Below are 19623 nucleotides of genomic sequence, written 5' to 3'. Positions count from 1 at the left end.
GGATGGCCTCCAAGGCTACGGGAAAACAGCGACTTACCGAAGTGATTTAACTGCGGCGCGAGTATTTTCACGGTCCTCAAGCGGCACGCATTACGGTGCCGATGGCTCTGGCTCGGGTCATATAGCCAGACATATTCCATAACGGTATTTAAAAAAATTCAAGGTGCGCTATTAGAGTATATGACCGGGCAGCTGGACCATTCTAATCAAGGTTGATGACCGCCACCGTCTGCCAAGCGGATCGCTCGTCCGAATCATGGTTCGTGCCATGGATTCAACGTTAAGGAAGCGTTATGGGGAATTACAAAAGGGATCTTCTTTCCAGAGCAATCATCGTGGCCAACGTTACAGGTTTCGCTCTTTGCAGCAGTGGGGCCTTCGCTGAAGAATCGGCCGAGGGTGGCGACTCGCAACTGGATACCGTCATTGTCACCGGCACGCGCGCTCAGGAACGCACGGCCAGTGCTTCACTCTCGCCCATCGATGTCATCTCCGGCGACAGCCTGCGCAGCAGTGGTTCGGATGAACTGGGAACCGTGCTCGCGCGGCTGATTCCGTCGATCAACTTTCCGCGGCCTAGTTTGGTGGATGGGGCCGAACTGACACGTCCGGCACAATTGCGTGGTCTCTCGCCCGATCAGGTGCTGGTGTTGGTCAACGGCAAACGCCGCCACACCTCGGCGTTCGTCAACCTGGGCGGCGCGGTGGGCCGCGGCTCCGCACCTGCCGACCTCAACGCGATTCCGCTGTCGGCGATCGATCACATCGAGGTGCTGCGTGACGGTGCATCGGCGCGTTACGGCTCCGATGCGATTGCGGGGGTGATCAATATCCTCCTCAAGACCGCTGATCACGGCGGGTCGATTTCGACCAAATGGGGTGAGTACAAAAAGGGCGACGGTATTCAACGCCAGGTGTCAGGCAATACCGGCTTCGCGTTGGGTTCCAATGGCTTCATCAACCTGTCGGGCGAGGGCGCCAACAACGATTACACCGACAGGGCAGGGGATGATTACCGCGCATCGAGCATCGGCTCTACCACCTACGGCCAGCACGTGTTTCGCCAAGGCGAGCCAGCCACCGATGAAGGCAAGGTGCAATTCAACTCCGAATACAGCTTCAACGATGCAGCGGAGTTCTACGCCTTCGGCGGCTACAGCAAGCGGCGCGGCGAAACGGCGGCGTTCTACCGGCCGAGCAATGCCTCCAACAACATCGCGGCAATCTACCCCAACGGTTATTTGCCGCTGATTCGCGGCACCCTGGAAGACACCTCGTTCGTCGCCGGGCTTCGCGGGGAGCTGAGCAATGACTGGCACTACGATGTGTCGGCCAACTACGGCAAGAACTCCTACGAGATCCACACTCGCACGCTGAACACCTCGCTGGGCCTGAACACGCCGCTGTCGTTCGACAACGGCACCTTGACCAACGATCAGCGCCAACTCTCGCTGGACCTTTCCCGTGAGTTCAATATCGGCATCCTGCCGTACCCGGTTTCGGTCGCGTTCGGGGCCGAGTATCTGCGTCAGGGGTACCAGATCGAGGCCGGCCAACCGGAGTCCTATTACCAGACTGGCAGCTCCGGGCTGGGCGGCTTCCGCGACTCGGACGCAGGCAGCAGCTCGCGGCACAACTTCGCCCAGTATCTGGACCTGGAAACCAACCTGACCGAAAAGCTCGGCGTATCGGCGGCGGTGCGTCACGAGGACTACAGCGATTTCGGCTCCAATGTGAGTGGCTCGCTGTCGGCCCGTTATGACTTCACGCCGCAAGTAGCATTGCGCGGCAGTGTCTCCACCGGTTTCCGCGCGCCGTCGCTGGCCCAACAGAACTTTGCCTTTACCTCCTCGCAATTGATCGGTAACACGATTCAGGAATCCGGCACCTTCCCGGCCAACAGCAAGGTCGCCAAGCTGCTGGGCGCGGATGATCTGAAAGCCGAGAAGTCGCGCAACTACAGCCTCGGCCTGGTGCTCAAGCCACTGGACCACCTGACGGTCACCGCCGATGTCTATCGCATCGACATTCGGGACCGAGTGTCGCTGTCCTCCAACCTGGTGCTGAACAACGCGGCCATCGACTACCTCAAGGCCAATGGCGTCGGCGATATCAATTACACCAGCGCGCGGTATTTCACCAACGCGACCGATACCAGCACCGACGGCATCGATCTGGTGACCAACTATCGGTATGCGTTCGATAACGGCGTGCACTGGAACAGCACGGTCGGCTACAACTACAACCACACCAAAGTGACTGACGTGAAAGCCAACCCGGCGATTCTCGATCAATTGGGGGTAGACCTGGTGCGGGTGGACCGCCGCGAGCGCATCGGGCTGTTGGGCGATACCACCCCGCAGCACAAACTCAGCCTGGCCAACGACTTCGAATACGGCAACTGGGCGCTGCATTCCAATCTGGTGCGCTATGGCGAATTCACCAGTTACCAGGCCGACAAAATCAACGACCAGACCTTCAGTGCCGCGTGGCTGCTGGACCTGGCTGTCGATTACAAGCTCAAGAACTGGGTCTTTACCCTCGGCGGCGACAACGTGACTGACAAATACCCTGAAAAGCTCAACGCCTACGCCTCCAGCGGCGGCAACCTGGCCTACAGCACGTTCTCGCCTTACGGCTATAGCGGCGCGTTTTACTACGGCAAGGTCACGTACAACTTCTGACAGGGAAACATCATCGGCGTCATTAGCGGCGGCGCCCCTGCAAACGATCCCCTGTAGCCGCGCGGCTTCAGGGGAATTGCTCGCAAATCCTCCTTCACATCGGCGCCCCATCCTGGCGCTGCGCATTGCGATCATTAATTTGTCATATCCGGTCATTGAGCGTGACTGCGAGGCTGTTTACTGTCTGCACCCTGAACAGGGATTAAGCTGTATGTCCTGAATAAATCGACGAGCACCCATAGAGTGCCCGCGCCTACGTGATGATGCTTGATGGAGTTTCATATGGACGCCGCCCACTACCCGCATTTGCTGTCTCCCCTTGACCTGGGTTTCACCACCCTGCGCAATCGCACCCTGATGGGCTCCATGCACACCGGCCTTGAAGAAAAGCCCGGCGGGTTCGAGCGCATGGCGGTCTATTTTGCCGAGCGTGCGCGTGGTGGGGTCGGCCTGATGGTCACCGGCGGCATTGCGCCCAACGTCGAGGGTGGCGTTTATTCCGGCGCGGCCAAGCTGAACACTGCCGAAGAAGCTGACAACCATCGGGTGGTTACCAGGGCTGTGCACGAGGCGGGGGGCAAGATCTGCATGCAGATTCTCCACGCCGGTCGCTATGCCTACAGCCCCAAACAGGTCGCGCCCAGCGCGATTCAGGCGCCGATCAACCCGTTCAAGCCCAGGGAGCTGGACGAGGAGGGCATCGAGAAACAGATTCAGGATTTCGTCACGTGCGCGACCCTGGCCCGGACCGCCGAGTACGACGGCGTGGAAATCATGGGTTCGGAAGGCTATTTCATTAACCAGTTCCTGGTCGCTCACACCAATCACCGCACTGATCGTTGGGGCGGCAGCTACGAAAACCGCATGCGTTTGCCGGTGGAAATCGTGCGCCGGGTGCGTGAAGCGGTGGGCCCGAACTTCATCATCATTTATCGCCTGTCGATGCTCGACCTGATCGAAGGCGGCAGCACCTGGGAAGAAGTGGTGCAACTGGCCAAGGCCATCGAGCAGGCGGGGGCGACGCTGATCAACACCGGTATCGGCTGGCATGAAGCGCGGATTCCGACCATCGCCACCAAGGTGCCGCGCGCGGCGTTCGCCAAGGTCACCGCGAAAATGCGCGGCTCGGTGTCGATTCCGCTGATCACCACCAACCGCATCAACACCCCGGGAGTTGCCGAGCAGGTCTTGGCCGAAGGCGATGCGGACATGGTGTCGATGGCGCGTCCTTTCCTCGCCGACCCTGATTTCGTCAACAAGGCCGCTGCCGGTCGTGGCGACGAGATCAATACCTGCATCGCCTGCAATCAGGCGTGCCTTGACCACACTTTCGGCGGCAAGCTCACCAGCTGTCTGGTCAACCCGCGCGCCTGCCACGAGACCGAACTCAATTATCTGCCGGTCACCCAAGTCAAGAAGGTCGCGGTGATCGGCGCAGGTCCAGCGGGTCTGGCCGCCGCCACCGTTGCCGCCGAGCGCGGCCATGAGGTGACGCTGTTCGATTCGGCCAGCGAGATCGGCGGACAGTTCAACATCGCCAAGCGCATTCCGGGCAAGGAAGAGTTCTTTGAAACGCTGCGCTATTTCGGCCGCAAGTTGCAGACCACGGGCGTGGATGTGCGCCTGAATACCCGTGTCGCGGTGGATGATCTGGTGGGCAAGGGCTATGACGAAGTGATTCTGGCCACCGGCATCGCGCCGCGGATTCCGGCGATTCCGGGCGTCGACAATGCCAAGGTGCTGAGTTATCTGGACGTGATTCTCGAGCGCAAACCGGTTGGCAGGTCAGTCGCCGTGATCGGCGCGGGCGGTATTGGCTTCGATGTTTCTGAGTTTCTGGTGCATCAGGGCGTGGCCACCAGCCTTGATCGGGACGCGTTCTGGGACGAGTGGGGCATCGATGGCGCGCTACAGGCCCGTGGCGGTGTGGCCGGGGTCAAACCGCACCCTCACGCTCCGGCGCGCCAGGTCTTTCTGTTGCAGCGCAAGACCTCCAAGGTCGGCGATGGACTGGGCAAGACCACCGGCTGGATTCACCGCACTGGGCTCAAGAACAAACAGGTGCAGATGCTCAACAGCGTCGAGTACCTGAAGATCGACGACGCGGGGCTGCATATCCGCATTGGCGCGGACGGTGAGGAAAAACTGCTGCCTGTGGACAACGTGGTGATCTGCGCCGGGCAGGACCCGCTGCGCGAACTCTACGACGGCCTGCAAGCGGCGGGGCAGAGCGTGCATCTGATCGGTGGCGCGGACGTGGCGGCGGAGCTGGACGCCAAGCGGGCGATCGACCAAGGGTCGCGGTTGGCGGCGCAGATGTAAGCGCGGATCTCACGGATTGACGAAATACCTGTGGGAGTGACCTTGCTCACGAATACTGAGGTTCATCCACCAGATGCAGTAAATACACTGGCCCTTTCGTGAGCAAGCTCACTCCCACAGGTATCGTGTGAATCATTGAAGCGGCGGTTAGATGCCATATGGTGTGGGGGCCTGCGACGGCGCCGCTGGCGACCGAAGTCGATGCGCTGATCAAGGCAGATGGATTGAACCTGTGGGAGTGAGCTTGCTCACGAAAGCGGTGTTCCAGCTCCTGAAGATGTAATGGCTGCACCTGCCTGTTTCTGAGCAAGCTCACTCCCACAGGGTAAAACGTCGTGATCGGGTACGCGTTAGACTTCAAATCTTTTGTCTCGTACTCGAAATGATGCTCCCCCAAGCCCCCCTGCAACCCCTCAACCTGCACTGGCTCGCCGCTGCGGGCATCGACGTCGCGATTCTGCGTCTGGACCTGATCGACCCGGTGATCAGCGGCAACAAGTGGTTCAAGCTCACCCACCATCTCGCTGCCGCCAAAAACGCAGGCGCGCAGGGCGTGATCAGCCTGGGCGGCGCGCATTCCAATCACCTGCATGCGCTGGCGGCGGCGGGCAAGCGCTTCGGTTTTCCCACCGTCGGGCTGCTGCGTGGCCATCCTGTGCAGACCCCAACGGTGCTCGACCTTGAGGCATTCGGCATGCCGCTGCACTGGCTGGGTTACGCCGGCTATCGCGCTCGGCATGAACCGGGATTCTGGCAGCCATGGCGCGAGCGTTATCCACAGCTGTACCCGATTCCCGAGGGCGGGGGTGGATTGGATGGCGCGTTGGGCTGTGCGGATATCGTGAGTCAAGCCCACGCTCAACTCGCCGATCTGGGTTGGGACGATTTTGACGGCTGGTGGCTGGCGTGTGGCACCGGCACCACATTGGCCGGGCTGGTATTGGCCGAAGCGAGGCAGCGCAAGGTCTATGGTGCGATGGCGGTGCCGGGTGATCATGGGGTTGCGGAGAACGTTACCGATATTGTCGGGCCGGACGCCAGCGCCGGATACGAATTGCTCGACGCCAGCCGTGGCGGTTTCGCCAAAATCGACGCCCAGTTACTGGATTTCATCGCGATGGCTGAAAACGAAAGCGGGGTCCCTCTTGAGCCCCTTTACACCGGCAAGGCGCTGCTGGCGCTGCGACAGGCAGTCGAGGCTGGCCGGATTTCCCAAGGCTCGCGACTGATCTTCGTCCATACCGGGGGCCTGCAGGGCCTGCGGTCTCGCTGCGCAATGGCCGGATGCTGATGGCAGGCGATCAACGTCCTGTGGGAGTGAGCTTGCTCACGAACAGGCAGGTACAGGCGGGACATCTCCTTGGGCTGAAACATTGCTTTGGTGATCAAGCTCACTCCCACTCGGCTCGTTACAAAGCGAAAGTCTGAGGTGGGCTGCCTGATCGCCCATTCTCTGGCATGAATCCTGCGCAGCAGACACCCCGACAGGTCGGTTCTGAGTATGTCGACGACACTTCTGGAGTAAGACGGCTCAGGCGCTGTACCGATAATCGGATCTTTCCTATGCGCGCCGAGGTGCAACATGACCACTCCAGCCATTGAGCAGGTCGATCCTGCCACTTTGAGAAAAGTCATCGTCGCGGCCGGCATCGGCAATTTCGTCGAATGGTTCGATTTCGCGGTCTATGGATTTCTCGCCACGACCATCGCGCAGCAATTCTTCCCCAGCGGCGATGCCAGCGTAGCGTTGCTCAAGACCTTCGCTGTGTTCGCCGTGGCCTTCGCCTTCCGTCCTCTGGGCGGATTGTTCTTCGGCATGCTGGGCGACAGGATCGGACGCAAGCGCACGCTGGCCTTCACCATCCTGTTGATGGCCGGGGCGACCACGATCATTGGTCTGTTGCCCACCTACGCGGCCATCGGCGTGACCGCGCCGATCCTGCTGACCGTCATCCGCTGTGCCCAGGGCTTTTCCGCCGGGGGCGAATACGCCGGAGCCTGCGCTTATCTGATGGAGCACGCGCCACGCGGCAAACGCGCCTGGTATGGCAACTTCGTGCCGGTCTCGACCTTCGCGGCCTTCGCCTCGGCGGCGATTTTCGCCTATGCCCTGGAGGCTTCGCTTTCGGCTGAAGCCATGAGCCGCTGGGGCTGGCGCCTGCCGTTTCTGGTCGCAGCGCCGCTTGGATTGGTCGGCCTGTACCTGCGCTGGAAACTGGACGAAACGCCGGCGTTCCAGGCCGTCGCTGAAGAGCACGCGGTCGCCCACTCGCCACTCAAGGAAACCCTGCGCAATCATGGCGGAGCCATCTGCGCATTGGGGGCGTTCATTTCGCTGACGGCGCTGTCGTTCTACATGTTCACCACCTATTTCGCGACGTACCTGCAGGTGGCGGGCGGCCTGAGTCGTGCAACCGCCTTGCTGGTGTCGCTGGTCGCGCTGTTGTTCGCTTCGGCGCTGTGTCCGGTGGCTGGGGCGTTTTCCGACAAGGTCGGGCGTCGGGCGACCGTGATCACGGCCTGTGTCCTGTTGGCGGTGATGGTGTATCCGTCGTTCCTGATGGCCAGTTCCGGCTCGTTCGTCGGCTCCATTGTCGGCGTGATGCTGCTGGCGACCGGCGCGGTATTGTGCCACGTGGTCACTGCGGCCTTATTGTCCGAGACCTTTCCCACGCGTACCCGTTACACCGCGTCGGCGATTACCTACAACATCGCTTACACGGTCTTCGGCGGTACCGCACCGCTGATGGCGACCTGGCTGATCGGCATGACCGGCAGTAACCTGTCGCCTGCGTTCTATCTGATTGTGGTAGCGGTGCTGGGGCTGGTGGGCGGGTTGGCGCTGCCGGAGACGTCGAAGGTGTCGCTGCATGAGGTGGATGGGTCGTTGGGGCAGCGCACGGTGGCGCAATCGATGGCCTGACGCGATACGCCTGGTGGAGCGCGATTGCCCGCGAAACGGTAGCGCATGCGACCAAAACTGTTCGGATGTACCGACCTCTCACGGGCAAGCACGCGCCTGCACGCTCCTGCGGCGCGGCGCAAATCTGCAACAAAACATGGCACCACCGCCCCAAAAAATGGCACATTGGCGACCCTATTGTGCCGCGGACATTTTTCGCAATGAATTTGCAGGCGGCACATCAATCGTTCGATGGATGAACTCAGATGGCCGTTACCAGCCCTTCGCCCGCGGCTTCCGCGACCCCGCAAGCCAGCCCTTTGGTCATGCGCATTATCGGGGCTGTGGCCCTGGCACATCTGATCAATGACCTGATCCAGTCGGTATTACCGTCGATCTACCCGATGCTCAAGGCCAATTACGGCCTGACGTTCACTCAGGTCGGCCTGATTACCCTGACGTTCCAGATCACCGCTTCGCTTTTGCAGCCCTGGGTCGGCTATTACACCGACCGCCATCCCAATCCGCTGGTGCTGCCGGTGGGCTCGATCTGTACGCTGATCGGCATCCTGATGCTGTCCACAGTGGGCAGCTTTCCGATGATTCTGCTGGCGTCCGCGTTGATCGGCGTCGGTTCCTCGACCTTTCACCCTGAAGCCTCGCGCATCGCACGGCTGGCTTCGGGCGGACGTTTCGGGCTGGCGCAGTCGACGTTTCAGGTGGGTGGCAACACGGGGTCGGCATTCGGGCCGTTGCTCGCGGCGGCGATCATCATTCCGTTCGGCCAGGGCCATGTCGCGTATTTCGGGCTGTTCGCGCTGTTTTCCGTCGGCCTGCTCTACGCCATCAGCCGTTGGTACAAATCGCACTTGAGCCTGTTCAAGCTCAAGGCCGGCCAAGCCGCGACCCACGGCCTGTCCAGGACCCGCGTCACCGCGGCGCTGTCGGTGCTGGCGTTTCTGGTGTTTTCCAAGTTTTTCTACATGACCAGCATCACCAGCTATTTCACCTTTTACCTGATCGAGCGCTTCGACATTTCGGTCGCCAGCTCGCAACTGCACCTGTTCCTGTTCCTTGGCGCAGTCGCGGCGGGGACGTTCTTCGGCGGTCCGATCGGCGATAAGATCGGGCGCAAGGCGGTGATCTGGTTCTCGATCCTCGGCGCAGCGCCATTCACCCTGGCGTTGCCCTACGCGGATCTGTTCTGGACCAGCGTGCTCAGCGTGATCATCGGTTTCATTCTAGCGTCGGCGTTTTCCGCGATCGTGGTCTACGCCCAGGAGCTGGTGCCGGGTAATGTCGGCATGATCGCCGGGATCTTCTTCGGCCTGATGTTCGGCTTCGGTGGCATCGGCGCGGCATTACTGGGCCACCTCGCCGACCTTCATGGCATCGTCTACGTCTACACGCTGTGCTCGTTCCTGCCGCTGTTGGGCATCCTCGCCATTCTGCTCCCGAGAACCCGCCGTTAAATGCTGACAGCCGCGCTGATTTTCCTGCTCACCATCACCCTGGTGATCTGGCAGCCAAAGGGGCTGGGCGTCGGTTGGAGCGCAACACTGGGCGCGGTGCTGGCATTGTTTTTCGGGGTGGTGCACCTGACGGACATCCCGCAGGTCTGGCACATCATCTGGAACGCCACCGGCACCTTCATCGCGTTGATCATCATCAGCCTGCTGCTCGACGAAGCGGGGTTCTTCAACTGGGCGGCGCTGCATGTGGCGCGCTGGGGCAAAGGTCGCGGGCGCAGGTTGTTCGCGTTTATCGTGCTGCTCGGCGCACTGGTGTCGGCGTTGTTCGCCAACGACGGCGCGGCGCTGATTCTCACGCCAATCGTCATGTCTATGCTGCTGGCGCTGCGTTTCTCACCCGCGACCACGCTGGCATTCGTCATGGCCGCCGGCTTCATCGCCGACACCGCGAGCCTGCCGCTGGTGGTGTCGAATCTGGTCAATATCGTATCGGCGGATTATTTCGGCATCGGCTTCAATCGCTACGCCTCGGTGATGATCCCGGTGAGCCTGGTCAGCGTGGCCGCGAGCCTCGCGGTATTGATGCTGTTTTTTTGCCGCGACATCCCGCAGACCTTCGACGCCTCGCAGCTGGATGAGCCGGCCTCGGCCATTCACGACCGCCCGACCTTCATCGCCGGCTGGTGGGTGTTGGGAATTTTGCTGGTCGGCTGCTTCGCCCTCGAGCCACTGGGCATTCCGATCAGCGCGATCTCGGCGGTGTGTGCCGCGATCCTGCTGGGCATCGCTGCCACGGGCCACAAGATTTCCACCCGCAAGGTGATGAAGGGCGCGCCGTGGCAGATCGTGATTTTCTCGCTGGGCATGTACCTGGTGGTCTACGGGCTGCGCAATGAAGGGTTGACCACGTATCTGGCAGGCTGGCTGGATCACTTTGCCGAACATGGGCTGTGGGGCGCGGCGATGGGTACAGGCTTGCTGACGGCGTTGTTGTCGTCGGTGATGAACAATCTGCCGACGGTGCTGATCGGGCTGCTGTCGATCGATGCCAGTCAGGGCCAAGGCCATTTGCAGGAAGCGATGATTTACGCCAACGTCATCGGCAGTGATCTGGGACCCAAAATCACTCCCATCGGCAGCCTTGCGACCTTGCTTTGGCTGCATGTGCTGGCGTGCAAAGGTGTCAGCATCGGCTGGGGGTATTACTTGCGCGTCGGGATCGTGCTGACGCTGCCGGTGCTGTTGATCACGCTGGCGGCGCTGGTGTTGCGATTGAGTGTTTGACCTCGCCGGTTCCCGCGACTGCCGGCCACAGGTCCGATACCAGAAACACGCGTTCGGCTTCCTGCCAATGCCCTTCGGCGCTTGAGGTCAGGCGCACCAGCAACTGCGCCTGTGCCTTGGGGTCGAGCTGCTGCAGCCACGCTTGAAACTCGTCGTTGCTCAACGGCTGCTCATAACGGGCTGGCCCGAGCCAGGCATGGCGCGGCAGGACTTGCCAGCGACCGTCGGGGTGCCGCGCGGCGAAGGCTGGCCACTCTTTCTGATGCAGCCATTGTCCGCGCAGATGATCGTGATGCACGCCTTGCGGGGATGCAGAGGGGGCGGGCCAGGGATAGAGCAGATAGCCGCCCAGCCATAATTCGGCGCTGAACGAGGCGATGCCCAATGCCGCCAGCGCCTGCCGGCTTTCTTCCCGCGCCGAGATCGGCAACTGATGCTGATCGAGGTGGGCCAGTTTCAGGCCCAGCCGGTCGTGGCTGCCGGGGCCCAGCCAGTTTGCCGGGTCCTGGCCGTCAGCCTCCCGCGGGCCAAGATAAAACTTGATTGCCAGTTCCACGTGATGGACGCCGTCCCTGTCACGCAACAGCATATCCAGTTCGCCCAATGTCTGGCCTTCGATGCGGATCGGCAGATTGGCAGCGATCATCTCCACCCCGGGCGCATGCTGGATCGCGAACTGCCAAAGGCGCTCGTAATACAGGCCCAGACGGCGAATCGAGCTGCGGGATAGCCATTGGTCCAGGGCGCTACTGTCCAGGTCCAGCTTGCGTAGAAAGTCTTCCAGCGCCTGGGGATGCCGCACCCAGTCGCTGCCGCTCAAGGGATGGCGTTGCGGCCATGGAGTCACTGCCAGCATCGGCGGCGAAAGGATCGCCCATGCCAAGTCGCGCACCGCAGGCGTGCGCAGTTGACGGGGCAGGGCGGTGAGGGTCGGGAATGGGCTCATTGGGGAAGAATAGCAGGGCGATTTTGCAGGCGCGCACGTGCACGCGATAACGGGATGCCAGGTTCATGGGGGGCGAGTGACCTCGCAATCGCGGGCAAGCGCGCTCCTGCGGATAAACCCTCATTTGCCGCTACCGACCCCTTCGCCCATAATCGCGTTCTTTACATGCATGAACCCTGCGGGAGCCCCATGGAGCAATTTCGTAATATCGGCATCATCGGTCGCCTTGGCAGTTCACAAGTGCTCGAGACCGTTCGCCGACTCAAGAAATTCCTGATGTCGCGGCATTTGCATGTGATCCTCGAAGACACCATCGCCGAAGTGCTGCCTGGCCACGGCATGCAGACCTCTTCGCGCAAGATGCTGGGCGAGGTCTGCGACATGGTGATTGTCGTCGGTGGCGACGGCAGCCTGTTGGGCGCGGCCCGTGCGCTGGCCAAGCACAACGTGCCGGTGCTGGGCATCAACCGTGGCAGCCTGGGCTTTCTGACCGACATCCGCCCCGATGAGTTGGAAGTGAAGGTCGCCGAGGTCCTGGACGGCCACTACCTGGTGGAAAACCGCTTCCTGCTGCAGGCCGAAGTCCGTCGTCACGGCGAAGCCATCGGCCAGGGCGACGCGCTCAACGACGTGGTGCTGCACCCCGGCAAATCCACGCGGATGATCGAATTCGAAATCTACATCGATGGCCAGTTCGTCTGCAGCCAGAAGGCCGACGGACTCATTGTCGCCACACCTACCGGTTCCACAGCCTATGCGCTGTCGGCGGGCGGCCCGATCATGCACCCCAAGCTGGACGCCATCGTTATCGTGCCGATGTACCCGCACACCCTTTCCGGTCGGCCAATTGTCGTCGACGGCAACAGTGAGCTGAAAATCGTTGTCTCAAAGGACATGACGATTTATCCACAGGTCTCCTGCGATGGACAGAACCACTTCACTTGCGCGCCCGGTGACACCGTGACCGTGAAAAAGAAACCGCAAAAGCTGCGTCTGATTCACCCGCTCGATCACAACTATTACGAAGTCTGCCGGACCAAGCTCGGTTGGGGCAGTCGGCTTGGCGGCGGGGGCGACTGATGCTAGATCCCGCGCGTAGCTACGATCTGATCGGTGACGTGCATGGATGTGCCCGCACCCTTGAGCACTTGCTCGACACCCTTGGTTATCGCTTTCAGGCTGGCGTATGGCGCCATCCGGAACGTATTGCCCTGTTCCTGGGCGATATCATCGACCGCGGTCCGCGCATTCGCGAGGCCCTGCATATCGTTCATGACATGGTCGTTGCCGGCCAGGCGTTCTGCATCATGGGCAACCATGAATTCAACGCGCTGGGCTGGAGCACGCCGGCGCCGCCGGAAAGCGGCAAGCAGTTCGTGCGCGAACACACCCCGCGCCATGCCAGGCTGTTGGGCGAAACCCTGGCGCAGTTCGAGCAGCATCCCGGCGACTGGAACGACTTCATCAAGTGGTTCTATGAATTGCCGCTGTTCATCGACGCCGAGCGCTTCCGCCTGGTTCACGCCTGTTGGGACGCCAGCCTGATCGAAGCCCTGCGCAGCGCCCATGGCGATGGCCGGATCGATCAGCATTTTGTCCAGGCTTCGGCGGTGCAGGGTAGTTTCGCCAGCGCCGTGTTCGACAGGCTGCTGCGTGGCACTGACATGCGCCTGCCCCATGGCATGACCCTGACCGGCGGCGACGGCCTGACGCGCGCCTCATTTCGCACCAAGTTCTGGGAAGACGACCCGCAGACCTACGGCGACGTGGTCTTTCAGCCGGACGCCTTGCCGGAGCCGGTGGCCAAGCGGCCGCTGTCGGACAGCGAGAAAAACGCCTTGCTGCGCTACGGCGCCGATGAGCCGCTGTTGTTCGTCGGGCATTACTGGCGCAGCGGTATTCCCGCGGCGATCCGGCCCAACCTGGCGTGCCTGGACTACAGCGCCGTGCTGTACGGCAAGCTGGTGGCGTACCGGCTCGATCAGGAAACCCGAATAGATCCGAACAAGTTCGTCTGGGTCGATGTCACGCGGCCGGAGACAGCCCAATGAACCCGGTTGCCGTATTGCGTCTGCCGTTGAACACCGACCTCAGTGGTTTCGTTGAATTGTTGCGACGCCTCAACGTGCCGCACCGGGTCAGCGAAGAAGCGGGCGAGCAGGTGCTGTGGGTGCCGGATGCCCCGCAGCTGGCCGACGACATTCGCCAGCTTTATCAGCAATACCCCGAAGGCGATCCCACCGTGCAATTGCCCCCGGGCCGTGAGGTGGTGGCCCTGACTCGCCCCAGCCCGTTGGTCCAGGTGCGCAGCAGTCCGGTGACCAGCATCGTCCTGCTGCTGTGTCTGATCGTCGCCGGTGTGACCCTGCTGGGGGACAATTTCGCCGCGTTGAGTTGGCTGACCTTCAACGATTTCCGCGTCAACGGCGATTACGTCACCTTCACCCCGGTCGAGGCGACACTGGCGGCCGGGCAATGGTGGCGGGTAGTCTCGCCGATGCTGATCCACTTTGGGGTGCTGCACCTGGTGATGAACGCCCTGTGGTTCTGGGAGCTGGGGCGACGTATCGAGATGCGCCAGGGCAGTTGGCAGTTGCTGGGGCTGACGCTGGCATTCAGCGCGTTTTCCAACTACGGCCAGTATTTCTGGAGTGGCCCGACCCTGTTCGGCGGCCTGTCCGGAGTGCTGTACGGCTTGCTCGGTCACTGCTGGATCTTCCAGTTGCTGGCGCCCAACCCCATCTATCGCCTGCCTCGCGGCGTACTGGTGATGATGCTGGCCTGGCTGGTGCTGTGCATGTCCGGGCTGATCAGCCTGCTGGGGTTCGGCGAGATCGCCAATGGCGCCCACGTCGGTGGTCTGATCATCGGTTGTGCAACAGGTCTTGTGGGCGGTGCATTAGCGCGCCGTAAACATTAAAATCGCCCGCTCAATTCTGGGAGAACCCAATGTCCTCTTTTGTCGAAATGATCGAAAACATCACGCCGGACATCTACGACAGCCTGAAACTGGCCGTGGAAATCGGCAAGTGGTCCGACGGCCGCAAGCTGACCCAGGAACAACGCGAACTGTCGCTGCAGGCGCTGATCGCCTGGGAAGTGCGCAACGTGCCCGAAGAACAACGCATCGGCTACATGGGCCCGCAGGAGTGCGCCTCCAAGTCGGCGCCGGTGCCTAACATCCTGTTCAAATCGGATGCCATCCATTGATCGAAATTGGTCGAGGCTCCGTCAACAAGATGTCCGCGCGGCTCGATGCAACGCGGGTCGAATATGCGTTTCGTCTGGGTGAGTCGCAAATTCCGGCCAACCCGCTGATCGGCAAGACCGTGCGCCTGGAATACCTGGGCGCGATTCACTGCAGCCATTGCGGCCGCCGTACCAAGACCAGCTTCAGCCAGGGCTATTGCTACCCCTGCATGCAGAAGCTTGCGCAGTGTGATGTCTGCATCATGAGTCCGGAAAAATGCCACCACGAGCATGGCACCTGCCGCGATCCGTCGTGGGGCGAGCAATTCTGCATGACCGACCATGTGGTCTATCTGGCCAATTCGTCGGGCGTGAAGGTTGGCATCACCCGCTCTACGCAGCTACCGACGCGCTGGCTGGATCAGGGTGCAAGCCAGGCGCTGCCGATCGTGCGTGTGGCGACCCGTCAGCAGTCGGGCTTCGTCGAAGACCTGTTCCGCAGCCAGGTTGCGGACCGTACCAATTGGCGGGCGCTGCTCAAGGGTGACGCACCGGCGGTTGACCTGGCGGCGATTCGTCAGCAATTGTTCGAGTCCTGCGCCGAGGGTCTGGCCGCGTTGCAAGCGCGTTTCGGCCTGCAAGCCATTCAGCTGCTTAACGATGTCGAACCGATCGAGATCAAGTATCCGGTCGAGGCCTATCCGACCAAGATCGTCAGCTTCAACCTGGACAAGGACCCTGTCGCCGAAGGCACGTTGCTGGGCATCAAGGGTCAATACCTGATCTTCGACACGGGCGTGATCAACATCCGCAAATACACGGCGTATCAGCTCGCCGTGCATCAGTAGCTCAAAAGCATAAGGACAGAATCATGCGCACCGAACAGCCGAAAATGATCTACCTGAAGGATTATCAGGCGCCTGAGTACCTCATTGACGAGACGCACCTGACCTTCGAATTGTTCGACGATCACACACTGGTCCATGCGCAGCTGGTCATGCGTCGCAATCCTGAACGGGGCGCCGGCTTGCCTGCGCTGGTGCTGGACGGCCAGTTACTGGAACTGCTGTCAGTCAAGCTGGCTGACGTCGATCTGGCGCCCGGCGATTACGAATTGACCCCGGACAACCTGACCGTCCAGCCCAAGTCCGAAAACTTTACCCTCGACACCAGCGTAAGGATCCACCCGGAAACCAACACCGCGCTGGAAGGGCTGTACAAGTCCAGCGGCATGTTCTGCACTCAGTGCGAGGCCGAGGGTTTCCGCAAGATCACCTATTACCTCGACCGCCCGGACGTGATGAGCACCTTCACCACCACGGTCATCGCCAGCAAACAGGACTTCCCTATCCTGCTGTCCAACGGCAACCTGATCGACCTCGGCCCGGAAGGCGATGATCGCCACTGGGTGACCTGGGAAGACCCGTTCAAGAAGCCCGCCTACCTGTTCGCACTGGTGGCCGGCGATCTGTGGTGCGTCGAAGACACCTTCATCACCATGACCGAGCGCAAGGTGACCTTGCGCATCTTCGTCGAGCCGGAAAACATCGATAAATGCCAGCACGCCATGGACAGCCTGAAAAAGTCCATGCGCTGGGACGAAGAGGTCTACGGTCGCGAATACGATCTGGACATCTTCATGATCGTGGCGGTCAACGACTTCAACATGGGCGCCATGGAAAACAAGGGCCTGAACATCTTCAATTCCAGCGCAGTGCTGGCTCGCGCCGAAACCGCGACCGACGCCGCGCACCAGCGGGTTGAGGCCATCGTTGCCCACGAGTACTTCCACAACTGGTCGGGCAACCGCGTGACCTGCCGCGACTGGTTCCAGCTGTCGCTCAAGGAAGGCTTCACCGTGTTCCGCGATTCCGGCTTCTCCGCCGACATGAACTCGGCAACGGTCAAGCGCATCCAGGACGTCGCCTACCTGCGCACCCACCAGTTCGCTGAAGACGCAGGGCCCATGGCCCATGCCGTGCGCCCGGACAGTTTCATCGAGATCTCCAACTTCTACACCCTGACGGTGTACGAAAAAGGCTCGGAAGTCGTCGGCATGATCCACACGCTGCTGGGCGCCGAAGGCTTCCGCAAAGGCAGCGACCTGTATTTCGAACGCCATGACGGCCAGGCCGTGACCTGCGATGATTTCGTCAAGGCGATGGAAGACGCCAATGGCATCGACCTGACCCAGTTCAAACGCTGGTACTCCCAAGCCGGTACACCGCGTCTGGCGGTGACCGAGTCCTACGACGCAGCGGGCAAAACCTACAGCTTGACCTTCCGCCAAAGCGCCCCGACCACCCCAGGTCAGCCGGGGGATGCGAAGAAGCCGTTCGTGATTCCGGTGTCGCTGGGCCTGTTGGACAAGCGGGGTCAGGAAATTGCGTTGCGTCTGCAGGACGAGTCTTCGGCATCGGGTACCTCGCGGGTGATCGCGGTGACCGAAGCCGAGCAGACTTTCACCTTCGTTGATGTTGCCGAACAACCGCTGCCGTCGCTGCTGCGCGGATTCTCGGCGCCGGTGAAACTCAGCTTCCCGTACAACCGTGATCAACTGATGTTCCTGATGCAGCACGACAGCGACGGCTTCAACCGCTGGGATGCCGGTCAGCAGTTGTCGGTTCAGGTGCTGCAGGAACTCATCGCTCAACATCAGAAAGGTGAGCCGCTGGTGCTGGATCAACGCCTGATCACGGCGCTGGGCACCGTGCTGGCCGACGAGAGTCTGGATCAGGCCATGGTCGCTGAAATGCTTTCGCTGCCGGGCGAGGCCTATCTCACCGAGATCAGCGAAGTGGCGGATGTCGATGCCATTCACGCCGCCCGTGAGTTCGCCCGTCTGCAACTGGCCAACAGCCTGAGCGATGCGCTGTGGAAGCGTTATCAGACCAACCGCGAGCTGTCGAAGAAGACCGTGTATGTGGCCGAGTCCGAGCACTTTGCCCGTCGCGCCTTGCAGAACATCGCATTGTCGTACCTGATGCTGACTGGCAAACCGCACGTGCTGGCCGCTGCCATCGAGCAGTTCGACAGCGCCGACAACATGACCGAGCGCCTGACCGCGCTGGCGGTGCTGGTCAATTCGCCGTTCGAAGACGAGAAAGCCAAGGCGCTGGCGGTGTTCGCCGAGAACTTCAAGGACAACGCGCTGGTCATGGATCAGTGGTTCAGCGTCCAGGCCGGCAGCACGTTGCCGGGCGGTCTGGAACGGGTGAAAGCGCTGATGCAACATCCGGCGTTCACTATGAAGAACCCGAACAAGGTGCGTGCCTTGATTGGTGCGTTCGCGGGGCAAAACCTGATCAACTTCCATGCGGCGGACGGTTCGGGCTATCGCTTCCTGGCCGATCTGGTCATCGAGCTGAACGGCTTCAACCCGCAGATCGCCTCGCGCCAACTGGCCCCTTTGACCCGCTGGCGCAAATATGACAGCAAGCGGCAGGAGCTGATGAAAGGCGAACTGGAGCGCATTCGTGCATCCGGCCAGCTGTCCCCGGATGTGTTTGAGGTGGTGAGCAAAAGCCTGGCTTGATCTGAGCAGACCCGGCTTATGGAAGGGCTGTCCGTGCAAACGGGCGGCCCTTTTTTTGGTTATGGCTTGTAGGTAATTTCCTGGGTCTGGCGTTTAGGTTTCACACACATTGATACGAGTCAGCTGGCGGAAATCTCCTTCTTTCCCGTTCATCCTTGCGCCGCTTGCTGTGGCAGCGCGCTGGTAGCAGGCATCTCCTCTATTAAAAGGCGGATGTTTTGATGATAGGACGGAATACGTGGGCGTTGTTGGGGCTGGTCGGGTTCGGGCAGGAGGTGCTGGCGCATGCGCAGGTGGCCGATGAGCAATGGTTTCAGTTGGGCAGTATCGAGATGAGCCTGGGCGTGGGGGTGCTTAATGGTCATGCGCAAGAAAAGATGTATCTCAATGGCGAGAAAATCAGCCAGCTCAAGTGGGACATGAAGCAAGTGCCGACGCTGCATCTGGGGTTGAGCTATCACCCGCTCCAATGGTTGTCGCTCGACGCACAGGGCTGGACCCAGGTGGCCAAGGGTAATGGGCACATGAAAGATTACGACTGGTTTGATGGGGAGGACGAAGACTGGACCGACTTTTCGGACCATCCCGATACCCGAGTGCGCAAGGCTTGGCAGGCAGAATTCGCCGTCACCGCCTGGGCGCTGAAACGGGATGATCTGGCCCTCGGAGCCATGCTTGGCTATCAACGCAGCGAGTTTGGCTGGCAAAGCCGGGGCGGGCGCTTTACCTATTCATCCGACGATGGGTTTCGCGATATCTCCGGGGAGTTTCCGGCAGGGGGCAAGGTCATCACCTATGAGCAGACCTACGACACGCCCTACGTTGGCCTCGTCGGTCTTTACAGCTACGGCGACTGGACCGTGGAAGGCCGTTTCAAACATAGCCAGTGGGTCAAGGCCAGGCACTATGACCAGCATCATCTTCGGGATGTGACCTTTACTGGCAATAACGGCAATCGCGGACGGATGCAGAGTCTGGCGTTGGGGCTTTCCTATCGAATCAACCCGCAGTTTTCAGTCAAGGCGGGTGTCGATTATCAGGTTCATGCCGAAGCCAAGGGCAGTACAGGGGTCAAGGATTCGAAGGGAGGGGAAACGTATCATTTCGGCGGCAAGTCCGGCTCGCAGGCCAGCCGAACGGTTTTGTCCAGCCTGGCGATGAATTACCGGTTCTAAGGAGGTTGCCTGTGGCGGCACGGCTTGTCGGCGGTGGCGATATGAGAACGCCACCGGCAAGCCGTGCTGGCACAGGGATTCATGCATCGCGCAGAAAAGCCTTCGATTGCGCGG

14 protein-coding genes are annotated in these 19623 nt (G+C 61.0%); 13 read left to right on the top strand and 1 reads right to left on the bottom strand.

Translation table 11 applies throughout. The features are described 5' to 3' along the window. The first annotated feature begins 293 nt into the window (after positions 1-293). The 6 genes from CE491_RS22795 (at position 294) to CE491_RS22770 (ending at position 10664) form a co-directional block, all read left to right on the top strand. A complete protein-coding gene (locus CE491_RS22795; protein ID WP_110950594.1) occupies positions 294-2684 on the top strand; it encodes a TonB-dependent receptor plug domain-containing protein in 2391 nt (796 codons plus the stop codon). 282 nt (positions 2685-2966) lie between these two features. Continuing rightward, on the top strand, positions 2967-5006 hold the full coding sequence (locus CE491_RS22790; protein ID WP_110950593.1) for an NADPH-dependent 2,4-dienoyl-CoA reductase: 2040 nt from the start codon (positions 2967-2969) through the stop codon (positions 5004-5006). Positions 5007-5388: 382 nt separating this feature from the next. After that, positions 5389-6297 carry a 1-aminocyclopropane-1-carboxylate deaminase/D-cysteine desulfhydrase gene (locus CE491_RS22785; RefSeq protein ID WP_110950592.1) on the top strand — a complete coding sequence of 303 codons (909 nt, stop codon included), beginning with the start codon at positions 5389-5391 and terminating at the stop codon, positions 6295-6297. A gap of 291 nt (positions 6298-6588) precedes the next feature. Next, on the top strand, positions 6589-7929 hold the full coding sequence (locus CE491_RS22780) for an MFS transporter (protein ID WP_110950591.1): 1341 nt from the start codon (positions 6589-6591) through the stop codon (positions 7927-7929). 245 nt (positions 7930-8174) lie between these two features. Beyond that, complete coding sequence (locus CE491_RS22775) at positions 8175-9380, top strand: MFS transporter (protein ID WP_110950590.1); 1206 nt, start codon at positions 8175-8177, stop codon at positions 9378-9380. Beyond that, positions 9381-10664: an arsenic transporter gene (locus tag CE491_RS22770; RefSeq protein ID WP_110950589.1), complete on the top strand. Its 1284-nt coding sequence runs from the start codon at positions 9381-9383 to the stop codon at positions 10662-10664. On the opposite strand, the gene CE491_RS22765 is transcribed toward CE491_RS22770, so the two are convergent. After that, the gene (locus tag CE491_RS22765) at positions 10627-11610 is read right to left on the bottom strand and encodes a DUF1853 family protein (protein WP_110950588.1); all 984 of its coding nucleotides are present in this window, start codon (positions 11608-11610) and stop codon (positions 10627-10629) included. The two genes, CE491_RS22770 and CE491_RS22765, sit on opposite strands and share 38 nt — an antisense overlap. Before the next feature lie 189 nt (positions 11611-11799). On the opposite strand from CE491_RS22765, the gene CE491_RS22760 reads away from it, so the two are divergent. From CE491_RS22760 to CE491_RS22730, 7 genes are all read left to right on the top strand, one after another. Next, complete coding sequence (locus CE491_RS22760) at positions 11800-12690, top strand: NAD(+) kinase (RefSeq protein WP_110950587.1); 891 nt, start codon at positions 11800-11802, stop codon at positions 12688-12690. Next, positions 12690-13661: a metallophosphoesterase gene (locus CE491_RS22755; RefSeq protein ID WP_110950586.1), complete on the top strand. Its 972-nt coding sequence runs from the start codon at positions 12690-12692 to the stop codon at positions 13659-13661. The genes CE491_RS22760 and CE491_RS22755 overlap by 1 nt, the downstream gene beginning before the upstream one ends. Beyond that, positions 13658-14530: a rhomboid family intramembrane serine protease gene (locus CE491_RS22750; RefSeq protein WP_110950585.1), complete on the top strand. Its 873-nt coding sequence runs from the start codon at positions 13658-13660 to the stop codon at positions 14528-14530. Before CE491_RS22755 ends, CE491_RS22750 begins: the two co-directional genes overlap by 4 nt. A gap of 29 nt (positions 14531-14559) precedes the next feature. After that, a complete protein-coding gene (locus tag CE491_RS22745; RefSeq protein ID WP_110950584.1) occupies positions 14560-14820 on the top strand; it encodes a YeaC family protein in 261 nt (86 codons plus the stop codon). Next, a complete protein-coding gene (locus CE491_RS22740) occupies positions 14817-15647 on the top strand; it encodes a DUF2797 domain-containing protein (protein WP_199885218.1) in 831 nt (276 codons plus the stop codon). The genes CE491_RS22745 and CE491_RS22740 overlap by 4 nt, the downstream gene beginning before the upstream one ends. Positions 15648-15670: 23 nt before the next feature. Next, positions 15671-18334: an aminopeptidase N gene (gene pepN / locus CE491_RS22735; protein ID WP_110950583.1), complete on the top strand. Its 2664-nt coding sequence runs from the start codon at positions 15671-15673 to the stop codon at positions 18332-18334. A 221-nt stretch (positions 18335-18555) separates the two neighbouring features. Continuing rightward, positions 18556-19509, top strand: a complete 954-nt coding sequence (locus CE491_RS22730) for an omptin family outer membrane protease (protein ID WP_110950582.1) — start codon at positions 18556-18558, stop codon at positions 19507-19509. Positions 19510-19623 lie beyond the last annotated feature (114 nt).

The organism is Pseudomonas bohemica, from assembly GCF_002934685.1.
Lineage (GTDB): Bacteria > Pseudomonadota > Gammaproteobacteria > Pseudomonadales > Pseudomonadaceae > Aquipseudomonas > Aquipseudomonas bohemica.
This window is presented reverse-complemented; position numbering and strand designations above follow the sequence as displayed.

Coding starts and splice junctions, on each gene's coding strand:
- CE491_RS22795 (WP_110950594.1), top strand. CDS start 294: ATGGGGAATTACAAAAGGGATCTTCTTTCCAGAGCAATCATCGTGGCC.
- CE491_RS22790 (WP_110950593.1), top strand. CDS start 2,967: ATGGACGCCGCCCACTACCCGCATTTGCTGTCTCCCCTTGACCTGGGT.
- CE491_RS22785 (WP_110950592.1), top strand. CDS start 5,389: ATGATGCTCCCCCAAGCCCCCCTGCAACCCCTCAACCTGCACTGGCTC.
- CE491_RS22780 (WP_110950591.1), top strand. CDS start 6,589: ATGACCACTCCAGCCATTGAGCAGGTCGATCCTGCCACTTTGAGAAAA.
- CE491_RS22775 (WP_110950590.1), top strand. CDS start 8,175: ATGGCCGTTACCAGCCCTTCGCCCGCGGCTTCCGCGACCCCGCAAGCC.
- CE491_RS22770 (WP_110950589.1), top strand. CDS start 9,381: ATGCTGACAGCCGCGCTGATTTTCCTGCTCACCATCACCCTGGTGATC.
- CE491_RS22765 (WP_110950588.1), bottom strand. CDS start 11,610: ATGAGCCCATTCCCGACCCTCACCGCCCTGCCCCGTCAACTGCGCACG.
- CE491_RS22760 (WP_110950587.1), top strand. CDS start 11,800: ATGGAGCAATTTCGTAATATCGGCATCATCGGTCGCCTTGGCAGTTCA.
- CE491_RS22755 (WP_110950586.1), top strand. CDS start 12,690: ATGCTAGATCCCGCGCGTAGCTACGATCTGATCGGTGACGTGCATGGA.
- CE491_RS22750 (WP_110950585.1), top strand. CDS start 13,658: ATGAACCCGGTTGCCGTATTGCGTCTGCCGTTGAACACCGACCTCAGT.
- CE491_RS22745 (WP_110950584.1), top strand. CDS start 14,560: ATGTCCTCTTTTGTCGAAATGATCGAAAACATCACGCCGGACATCTAC.
- pepN (WP_110950583.1), top strand. CDS start 15,671: ATGCGCACCGAACAGCCGAAAATGATCTACCTGAAGGATTATCAGGCG.
- CE491_RS22730 (WP_110950582.1), top strand. CDS start 18,556: ATGATAGGACGGAATACGTGGGCGTTGTTGGGGCTGGTCGGGTTCGGG.